This window comes from Nocardioides sp., assembly GCF_030149505.1.
Taxonomy (GTDB): Bacteria; Actinomycetota; Actinomycetes; order Propionibacteriales; family Nocardioidaceae; genus Nocardioides.
On sequence record NZ_JASBRN010000049.1, the window covers coordinates 17,988 to 27,211 of the forward strand.

The following is a 9,224-nucleotide window of genomic DNA, read 5'->3' on the forward strand; positions in this document are numbered from 1 at the left end:
GACCGGTCTCTCACTGTGCGGGTGGGCTTGCCGCCAGGATGACCTCCACGGCGTCACGAGCCGCACGGTTGACGCCGATCAGGGTGGCCGAGGCGTCACCGCACCAGTCGCCGTACCCCACCAGCAGCACGTGCGGGTCGTCGGCGGACACGACCGGGGCGGAGCGACGGGTACCGCCACCAGCGCGGGCCGGCAGGTCCACCGCCGTGGTGGCGGGCCGGCCACGACGTGTGGTCAGTCCCAGCGGCGAGAGGTGCCGCAACGCGGGGCGGAAGCCGGTGCACCACACGACCGCGTCGAAGGGACGGTGGGTGCCGTCGGGCCAGACCGCACCGTCGCCCACGAGGCGGCTCGGCATCGGCTCGGCTGACAGCCCGTGCTCGTCGCGGGCGCGTCGCACCGAGGGGACGGCCACCACGTCGCCGAGCGAGCCGACGCCCTCGTGGGCGATCCCGGCTGCCCGGTCGCGCACGGCCCGGGTCGCGGTCTCGAAGAGGACCCGGCCGTCGACGTCGTCGGGCAGCATCCGCGGCGGCACCTTGGTGGACCAGGTCACCGATCGGGCCACCGGGAGCAGGTCGGCCGCCACTTGCGCGCCGGAGTTGCCGCCGCCGACGACCAGGACCCGCAGCCCGGCCAGGTCGGAGGCGCCGCGGTAGTCCGCGGTGTGCAGCTGGCGCCCCCGGAAGTCGGCCGTGCCGGGGACGTGCGGCCAGAAGGGTCGCGCCCAGGTGCCGGTCGCGCTCACGACCCAGTCCGCGGTCCAGGCGCGGCCGTCGTCGGCCAGGACCCGGAAGCGGCGGTCGCCCGCCTCCCCCGCCGCACGCTCCACCCGCGCCACGTGCACCGGGCGGACCACCGGCAGCTCGTAGCGGCGCTCGTAGTCGGTCAGGTAGCGCGCGACGTGCGCCGCGTCCGGGTTGTCCTCGCCGGTCCACGGTGGCATCGGCCACCCCGCCAGCGAGCTGTGGCTGGCCGGCGAGAACAGGTGCAGGCTGTCCCACCCGTCCTGCCAGGCACCTCCGGGCCGCGGGTGGTCGTCCTGCACGACGTACGACGGCGCCGGCCGCTCCCCCTCGCGCCGGCCGCGCCCCAGGCGGTGGAGGTGGTAGGCCACGGCGAGGCCGCTCTGGCCACCGCCCACGACCACGACATCGACGTCGCTCACCTCTCCCATGTCCCCCATGGAAGCAGCCCGGGCACGACGAACGCGCGCGACCCCGAGCCGGCGAGGCAGGGGGTCACGCGCGTGTCGTGAGGCGTGGAGCTGCGGGGAATCGAACCCCGGTCCTCGAGCGTCGAACCAGGTCTTCTCCGGGTGCAGTCCGTGAGGTCGCTTTTCTCGGCCCCGGGGCTGGCACGAACACCTCCCCGACGGGCTCAGTCAGGTTTGAGTCCTGGTCATCCACCCTGACAGCAGATGAGCAGCAAGTCTCCTAGATGACGCCAGGGTCCGGGACGGAGACGGATGCCCGGTCTGACGCTTCGATCACCGCTCAGGCGGCGAGAGCGAAGGAACTGCGCTTAGCGTTGGCAGTTATTGGTTTCCAGCGATCGTTTACGAGATGACGCTGGCTCCTCGACCCGCTTCCCCTGGAACTAACGTCCCAAGTCGAAACCGATCAGCCCCTCTTGAGTTGTACGACCACTCTAACCGCGGCGTCCACCAGGTTGTTCCTGCGCCAGTCGTTCCTGCGCCGGTCGTTCCTGCCCCGGCGTACCGGGCTCGGCACCCACCAGCGCAGCCGCGTTGTCCCAGCAGACCGCGCGCAGCCAGTCGTCCCCGAGCCCGAGGCGCTCGAGCGACTCCAGCTGGTGGACGTAGGGGTAGGGGATCGTGGGGAAGTCGGTGCCGAGCAGGATCCGGTCGCGCTGGCGGTCCAAGCGCTCGAGCAGGGCGTCGGCGTACGTCGTGGGCGTGCCGTCGCCGAGGTCGAAGTCGGTGAAGACCATCGTGGTGTCCAGGCGCACCCGCTCGTAGCGGTCGGCGAGGTCGAGGGACTCGGTGAAGTCCGGCGCACCCATGTGGGCCACCACCATCGCCAGCCCCGGGTGGCGCTCCAGCACGCGCGCCGAGGACGCGGGGCCGGTGTAGTCGTTGCCGACCGGCGCGTGGCCGGCGTGCACCACCACGGGTGTCCCGGCCTCGGCGAGCAGCGCCCAGACCGGGTCGAGGAGCGGGTCGTCGAGGTGGAACTCCCCCACCTGCACATGCACCTTCCAGATCTCGACCCCGGCCTCGATCCCGGCCGCGACGTACGCCGCCACCTCGGGCTCGGGGTAGAGCGTCGCCGACCACAGCGACTCGGGGACCTCGCGCTTGAACCCAGCCGCCCAGTCGTTGAGGTAGCCCGCGATGCCCGGCCGGTGGGCGTAGGGCAGGGTCGAGAAGCGGCGTACGCCGAGCTCGCGCAGCTGCGCCACCCGTTCCTCGACGCTGCCGCGGTAGCGGATCGGCCACTCACGACCCAGCTTCGGTCCGGCGGCGTCGAACTGGGCCCAGACCTTGGCCTGCACCGGCGGCGGCAGGAAGTGGGTGTGGATGTCGAGCAGCCCGGGCAGGCCGAGGCGCTGCCAGAAGGCGGTGGTGGCCGCGACCTCGTCGTCCCAGGAGAGGTCCCCCGCGGCCTCAGTCACGCATGCCCTTCATCCGGCGTCCGACCTCGACCTCGACCTCGCGCTTGGCGGTGCGCTCGGCGATGGCGTTGCGCTTGTCCCACGACTTCTTGCCTCGGGCCAGCGCGATCTCGACCTTGGCGCGGCCGTCCTTGAAGTAGAGCGCCAGCGGCACGACCGTGAGGCCCTTCTCGCTGATCTTGCGCTCGATCTTGTCGATCTCCTCGCGGTGCAGGAGCAGCTTGCGCTTGCGGCGGGCGGAGTGGTTGGTCCAGGTGCCCTGGGAGTACTCCGGGATGTGCACCCCGTGCAGCCACGCCTCGTCGCGGTCGATGTCGACGAAGCCGTCGACCAGGCTGGCGCGGCCCTGGCGCAGCGACTTCACCTCGGTGCCCTGCAGCACCAGGCCCGCCTCGAAGGTGTCCTCGATGGCGTAGTCGTGTCGCGCCTTCTTGTTCTGCGCGATCATCTTCTGCCCCTGCTCCCTGGCCATCCGACCATTCTCGCAGGCCTCGGCAATCGGGTTGTGGGGGCCGGCTACAGCCAGCCGTTCGGGTCCACGGGCTCCCCGCCGACCAGCACGGAGAAGTGCACGTGGCAGCCGGTGGACCAGCCGGTGTTGCCGACGCCGCCGACGACGGCGCCGCGCTGCACGGTGTCGCCGACGTCGTACCGGTAGCCCTGGGCGTGGTTGTAGACGACCGTGAGGCTCCGGCCGTTGACCTGGCCGAGGTAGACGAAGAGCCGGTTGCCGTAGGAGGAGGAGTAGTAGCGCGAGATGACCTTGCCGGTGCCGGCCGCGATGAGCGGGGTGCCGCACGGGGCGCCGAAGTCGATGCCGTCGTGGAGGCTGCGGTAGCCGTAGATCGGGTGCGTGCGCATGCCGAAGGGCGAGGTGACGTAGCCACTGGTGGGCATGGTGAGGTAGCCGGTGGCGCGCGCGGTCACCGAGCTACCGCGCGCCGCACGGGCCGCCGCCGCGATCCGGGCCTTGATCCGCGCCTCCTGCCGGCGCAGCGCGGCGAGGGCCCTCTGGTCGCGCATCTTCACCGCGAAGGCGGCGCGACGCGCGTCGGCCCGCTTCACCGCCAGCGCCCGCACCTCGTCGCGTACGGCGACGGCCTGCCCGGCCAGGCGCCGGATCGTCTCGAGCTGCCGGGCCGCCCGCTCACGGTCGCGCTCGACGAGGCGGGTCGCCTCCTGGACCTCGGTCTCGCGCTGGGCGAGTAGCTCCTCGGCGGTCTCGAGCTCGTCGTACATCGTGGTCTCGCGCCCCAGGATGGCGCTGGTGGCGGCCTCCTGGCGGGTGAGGTCCTCAGTGGAGCGGGTGCGCAGCAGGCTGGTGATGGTGGCCAGCTCGGGGCTGCCCTGCATGTAGGAGTCCGCGACCCGCTCCCGCACGACGGCGCGCTGGTCGGCCAGCGCCTCCTGGCCGGCCTCGAGCTCCTCGCGCGCGGTCTCGAGGCGGTCCTCGGCCGCGACCAGCTTGGCGGCCATCCGCTCGTCGCGCTGGCGGGCGGCGTCGAGCCGCTCACGCACGCGGGTCAGGCGACCCTGGGCGGCGTCGAGCTCGGCGCGGGCGGCCTCGGCGGCGGCCATCGCGCGGCGCGCCCGGGCACTGGAGTGCGCGAGGTCCTCGGCCGCGCCGTCGATCTTCTTCTGGACCTTGCGCTGCTGGTCCTTCAGGTCGTCGCCGGCGAGGCTGATCTGGGTGGGGGCGGACAGGGCTCCCAGCGCCACCGCACCGGCCACGGCGGCCGCTGCGAGACGCTGACGGGAGGCGCTGGGGAAGAAGCGCACCGTGGTCTGCTCTCGTTGCATCGGGGAAGTCGTCCCGACGACCGTAGGTGCCCGGGATCAGACTTTGACGTATTTGCGGGTCAGCAGGAGTGTCGGGACCAGCGTGATGAGCGGTCCGGCGATGGCGACCACCCCGACGGCGTACCCCAGGTCGGCCCAGTCCACGAGCGGGAAGACGGTGAACCCGGAGTACTGCTCGACCACCACCAGCTGCTGGAAGAGCGCCAGCGCGCCACCGGCCAGCGCCACGCCGAGCAGCGCGGTGACCAGGGACTCCAGCAGGAACGGCAGCGCGATGTAGAGCGTCGAGGCGCCCACCAGCCGCATGATGCCGATCTCCTTGCGGCGCGCGAAGGCCGCCAGCCGGATCGTGTTGGCCACCAGCAGCAGCGCCGCCAGCCCCAGGACCGCCGCCACGATGAGCGCGGCGCGCTGCAGCCAGTCGACGATGCCGGTGATCTGACCGACCGTCTCGCGCTGGTCGACCAGCCTCGCGACGCCGTCGAGCCCGACGATCGCGCTGGTGATCCCCTCGAACTCGCGCGGGTCCTCCAGCGTGATCCAGATCGACTCCGGCAGGTCCTCGGGCCGCAGGATCGCGTTGGGCCCCTCGAACCGGTCGGCCTCCTCGGGGCCGTAGAGCTCCTTGGTCTTCTCGAAGGCCGTCTCCTGGGACTCGAAGCGGTAGCCCGCGACCTCCGGGCTGTCCTCGACGACCTTGACGATCGCCTTCTTCTGCGCGTCGGTGACCTCACCGAGGCAGTCGGGGTTGGAGTCGTTCTTGCGGCAGAGGTACGCCGTGATCTCGAGCTCGCTGCCCAGCTGGTCGTTGATGTGGTCGGTCTGGCGGTTCAGCAAGGCGCCGAAGCCGACCAGGCTGAGGGAGACGAAGAGGGTCAGGACGACCGCGAGGTGCATCGAGGAGTTGCGACGCAGCCCCTGGCCGAGGTTGCTGAGGACGTAGCGCATGGGAGAGGAGGGTGCTCCTGGGTCTCGTCAGTGGGGCGGGCTCGGGCCGTCTCGGCTGGGCGCCCGGGTCAGTGGCTGAAGCCGTAGACGCCGCGGGCCTCGTCGCGCACGACCCGACCGTGGTCGAGCTCGATGACGCGCTTGCGCATCTGGTCGACGATGCCGTGGTCGTGGGTGGCCATCAGGACGGTGGTGCCGGTCTTGTTGATCCGGTCCAGCAGCTTCATGATCCCGACGGAGGTCTGCGGGTCGAGGTTGCCCGTGGGCTCGTCGGCGATGAGGATCATCGGCCGGGCGACGTACGCCCGGGCGATCGCGACGCGCTGCTGCTCACCGCCCGACAGCTCGTCGGGGAGCCGGTCGGCGCGCTCGTGCAGGCCGACGAGCTCGAGGGTCTCGGGGACCAGCTTCCTGACCTCGCGCGGCGACTTGCCGGTGACCTGCAGGGCGAAGGCGACGTTCTCGGCGACGGTCTTGCTGGGCAACAGCCGGAAGTCCTGGAAGACGGTGCCGATCTGGCGGCGCAGCCGCGGGACCTTCCAGCCGGCGAGCCGGTTGATCTCCTTGCCGGCGACGTAGACGCGGCCCGAGGTGGGGCGGTACTCCCGCAGCACCAGTCGCAGCGCCGTGGACTTGCCCGACCCGGACTGGCCGACGAGGAAGACGAACTCCCCCTTCTCGACGTCCACCGACACCTGGTCCAGGGCCGGAGCGCCCGCGCCGGGGTAGGTCTTGGTGACCTTCTCGAAGCGAATCACCCCAGCACAGTACGTGCCCGCCGGCCCGGGGCCGCCCTGGCCCGACCGCGTGCCGCCGGTGCGTGCGCCGGATCACCTGCTCCCGCTCCGCCCTCGCCGCACACCACCCGGGGCGCTGGCGCCGGCGGCGTAGCCTCGGCGCGTGCCCCTGCCCCACCGGTCCGCCGCGACCGGCGCCACCGGTGTCGTCATGGCGCTCGGCCTGCTCGTGCTCACCGGGTGCACCGGGTCCCCCGCCCCTGCCCCGGTGGGCCCCTCCCCCGACGCCGCCAGCGCGACCGCCCCGGTCACCCTCGCCGACCTGCCCGTACGCCGCATGGCGGTCGCCCGGGCACCGTTCTGCCCGGTGGTGCCGGGCTCCGTGGTTGCCGCGGCGCTGGACGTCGCGGAGGCGCCCCCGGCCCGCGAGGACAGCGATGGGGACCGGATCCGGCTGGACGGCAGGGGTCGGAGTCAGGGCGCTGCCCGCGACGTGGCGCACGAGCACGGGTGCACGTGGAGGGCCGGCGGTGCCGAGGCCCGCGCCTGGGTGGCCGTGCCCCCCGCCGGCCGTGCGCTGGCCACCGAGCTCGCCGGGTCGCTGCGCGACGCTCCCGGCTGCACGGAGCTGGCCGACGCACCGTCGTACGGGGCGCGGAGCGTGGGCGTGACCTGCGAGGTCGGCCGAGGCACGCGGGTCGTGCGCGCCGGGGTGCTGGGCGACGCGTGGCTGGGCTGCTCCCTCGACGGCGGACGCGGCGTCGCCGCTGCGGAGGTGGAGCGGCGCTCCGACCTCTGGTGCGCGGGGCTGCTCCAGGCGCTGGACGGGACCTCGGTCCCGACGGGGTGACCCGGGCGGACCACGCCCGTCTGGACGTTCGGTGAAGGTTCCGGTGGAAGCCGGCCCGCGTGGCGTCCGCGGCGTTACCGTCGAACGTGCGCCTCCGTGTCCTCCTCGTCGCCCTGGTCCTGCTCGCCCCGGCGACGGCGCCACTGGCGATCGCCAGCTCCTCGGCGTCCATGTCCACGACCGACGCGGCCCCGCCGGTCAGCACCCCCACGCGGACCTTGGTCACTGCCGTCGACAACCCGGTCCTGCCGCGCACCGTCGGCGGGCGTGCCGCGCTGCGCGTGGTGGGCGAGGACCTCGACGAGATTGCCGCGCTCAACGGCCGCGCCCCCGCCGAGCTGCGCGGGCTGCTGCTGCGCGACGAGACGCTCGTGCTGACCCCGAGTGGTCGGATGGCCTACCGCGACGAGATCGGCTCCCGGCAGCAGCCCGCCGTGCGACCCGCGACGACCGGCGCCCTCTTCCCCAGCACGCAGACGTTCACCCTGCACAGCCGCCCCGAGTCGGACCTGACCATCTTCATCGACTTCAAGGGCGCCGCGGTCTCCGGCACCGACTGGAACGGCTTCGGCGACGGTCAGACCTCCGACACCGAGCTGGACCCCTTCGACCTCGACGGTGACCTCAGCGGCTTCAGCGCCGCCGAGCACGCAGCGATGCAGCAGGTGTGGCAGATGGTCGCCGAGGACTACGCCCCCTTCGACGTCGACGTGACCACCGAGGACCCGGGCCCCGCGGCGATCACGCGCAGCGGCCCGACCGACCGGGTCTTCGGTGCTCGCGCGGTCGTGACCGACGACGTCGAGGTCCACGCCGACCTGTGTGGCAGCGAGTTCTGCACCGGGATCGCCTTCATCGGCGTCTTCGACGACACCGGTCGGCACGCGCGGTACCAGCCTGCCTGGGCCTTCACCCGCCACTTCGACGACCCCGTCTCCGTCGCCTCCACCGTCAGCCACGAGGTCGGTCACAACCTCGGGCTCGACCACCACGACAGGAGCGGCGACGACTTCAACGGCTACTACGAGGGCCACGCCAACTGGACGCCGATCATGGGCTCGGGCCCCGGCCCCGTGATCCAGTGGAGCAACGGGCTGTTCTCCGGCTCCCTCAACGACCAGGACGACCTGGCGATGATGCTGGACACCGACCCCGTGACCTTCGAGGGCGGTCTGCGGCTCGTCCCGGACGAGGCCGGCAGCACTGTCGGCACCGCTGCGGGTGCCCTCCCGGCATCCGGCGCGATCATCGCCAGCCGCTCCGACGTCGACGTTTTCGCCCTCGGGTCCTGCAGCGGCACGGTCACCGTGCGCGCACGGCCTGCCCCGATCAGTCCCAACCTCGACATCGACCTCGCCGTCCTCGACGCCACCGGTGCCGTGCGCGGCTCCGACAACCCGCTCTCGACCCTCGGCGACGGCCTAAGTGCCGGCGGGATGGGTGCGACCGTGACCGTCCCGGCCAGCGGTCCCCTCTACGCCCGGGTCGACGGTGTCGGCAGCACCGGGAACCCCAGCACCGGGTACGACGACTACGGCAGCCTCGGGCGCTACACCCTCGAGCTGAGCGGCTGCGGCACGGTCACCCCGACCGCCAGCCCGACGCCGACCGCCAGCCCGACGCCGACGGCGAGCCCGACGCCGACCGCCGGCCCGACGTCCACGGCGACCCCGACGGTGACCCCCACCCCCACCGGCACCCCGACGGCCACGGTCACCCCGGATCCCGTCGTGACCGTGCCGGACGCCCCCAGCATCGGGAAGGCCTCGCCGGGCCGCCGCGGTGGACCGCGCACCTCGCGCATCACCTGGTCCGCGCCGCTGGACGACGGCGGGTCCCCGATCACCGGCTACGTCGTCCTCGGGAGCAAGATCGCCCCCGACGGCAGCGTCGTCAGGTCCCTGCGCTCCGAGCCGCTGTCCTCGGGTACGACGCGCGCGGAGTTCCGCATGCCGAAGGGCCTCTGGTCCTTCCGCGTCGTCGCGGTCAACGCCGAGGGCGAGAGCCTGCCCTCGGCGGCGTCGCGGCCGGTGAAGGGTCGCTGACCCGACCGGACACGTCGCCTGTGTGGCGTTCCGGTTCAACCTGGTGGCTGTTGCAAATCGCCGGGAGAGATCGGCCCGTTTTTGCGGCTGGGGCGAAATACTTGGGCATGGCTCGTTCGTATCGCCCAGTCGTGCGGGATCAGGAGTTCCTGCTCCCGCCGAACATGGCCGACTGGCTACCTGAGGATCACCTGGTCTGGTTCGTCC

Annotated in this window: 8 protein-coding genes and 1 other RNA gene; 2 read left to right on the forward strand and 7 right to left on the reverse strand. The window is 72.6% G+C overall.

Going from position 1 to position 9,224, the window contains the following annotated elements; translation table 11 throughout:
• Window positions 1-10: 10 nt before the first annotated feature.
• From Q1V71_RS11025 to ftsE, 7 genes are all read right to left on the reverse strand, one after another.
• Window positions 11-1,177 carry an ArsO family NAD(P)H-dependent flavin-containing monooxygenase gene (locus tag Q1V71_RS11025; RefSeq protein ID WP_300643787.1) on the reverse strand — a complete coding sequence of 389 codons (1,167 nt, stop codon included), beginning with the start codon at window positions 1,175-1,177 and terminating at the stop codon, window positions 11-13.
• An 82-nt stretch (window positions 1,178-1,259) separates the two neighbouring features.
• Window positions 1,260-1,630: a transfer-messenger RNA gene (gene ssrA, locus Q1V71_RS11030) on the reverse strand.
• Between the two features lie 20 nt (window positions 1,631-1,650).
• Window positions 1,651-2,637, reverse strand: a complete 987-nt coding sequence (locus Q1V71_RS11035) for an amidohydrolase family protein (protein WP_300643789.1) — start codon at window positions 2,635-2,637, stop codon at window positions 1,651-1,653.
• Window positions 2,630-3,109, reverse strand: a complete 480-nt coding sequence (gene smpB / locus Q1V71_RS11040) for an SsrA-binding protein SmpB (RefSeq protein ID WP_300643790.1) — start codon at window positions 3,107-3,109, stop codon at window positions 2,630-2,632. Before smpB ends, Q1V71_RS11035 begins: the two co-directional genes overlap by 8 nt.
• Window positions 3,110-3,153: 44 nt before the next feature.
• A complete protein-coding gene (locus tag Q1V71_RS11045; RefSeq protein ID WP_300643791.1) occupies window positions 3,154-4,437 on the reverse strand; it encodes a peptidoglycan DD-metalloendopeptidase family protein in 1,284 nt (427 codons plus the stop codon).
• Between the two features lie 36 nt (window positions 4,438-4,473).
• Window positions 4,474-5,385, reverse strand: coding sequence for a permease-like cell division protein FtsX (gene ftsX / locus Q1V71_RS11050; protein WP_300643793.1), 912 nt, complete (start codon window positions 5,383-5,385; stop codon window positions 4,474-4,476).
• Between the two features lie 68 nt (window positions 5,386-5,453).
• Complete coding sequence (gene ftsE, locus Q1V71_RS11055) at window positions 5,454-6,143, reverse strand: cell division ATP-binding protein FtsE (protein WP_300643795.1); 690 nt, start codon at window positions 6,141-6,143, stop codon at window positions 5,454-5,456.
• Between the two features lie 142 nt (window positions 6,144-6,285).
• Between ftsE and Q1V71_RS11060 the strand changes: the two genes are divergently transcribed.
• The gene (locus tag Q1V71_RS11060; RefSeq protein WP_300643797.1) at window positions 6,286-6,972 is read left to right on the forward strand and encodes a hypothetical protein; all 687 of its coding nucleotides are present in this window, start codon (window positions 6,286-6,288) and stop codon (window positions 6,970-6,972) included.
• 86 nt (window positions 6,973-7,058) lie between these two features.
• Window positions 7,059-9,017: a hypothetical protein gene (locus Q1V71_RS11065; protein WP_300643799.1), complete on the forward strand. Its 1,959-nt coding sequence runs from the start codon at window positions 7,059-7,061 to the stop codon at window positions 9,015-9,017.
• Window positions 9,018-9,224: the final 207 nt, after the last annotated feature.

Bases quoted from the DNA above. Each gene is read 5' to 3' on its own strand.
- ftsX (WP_300643793.1), bottom strand. From the start codon at position 5,385: ATGCGCTACGTCCTCAGCAACCTCGGCCAGGGGCTGCGTCGCAACTCC.
- Q1V71_RS11025 (WP_300643787.1), bottom strand. From the start codon at position 1,177: ATGGGAGAGGTGAGCGACGTCGATGTCGTGGTCGTGGGCGGTGGCCAG.
- Q1V71_RS11045 (WP_300643791.1), bottom strand. From the start codon at position 4,437: ATGCAACGAGAGCAGACCACGGTGCGCTTCTTCCCCAGCGCCTCCCGT.
- smpB (WP_300643790.1), bottom strand. From the start codon at position 3,109: ATGGCCAGGGAGCAGGGGCAGAAGATGATCGCGCAGAACAAGAAGGCG.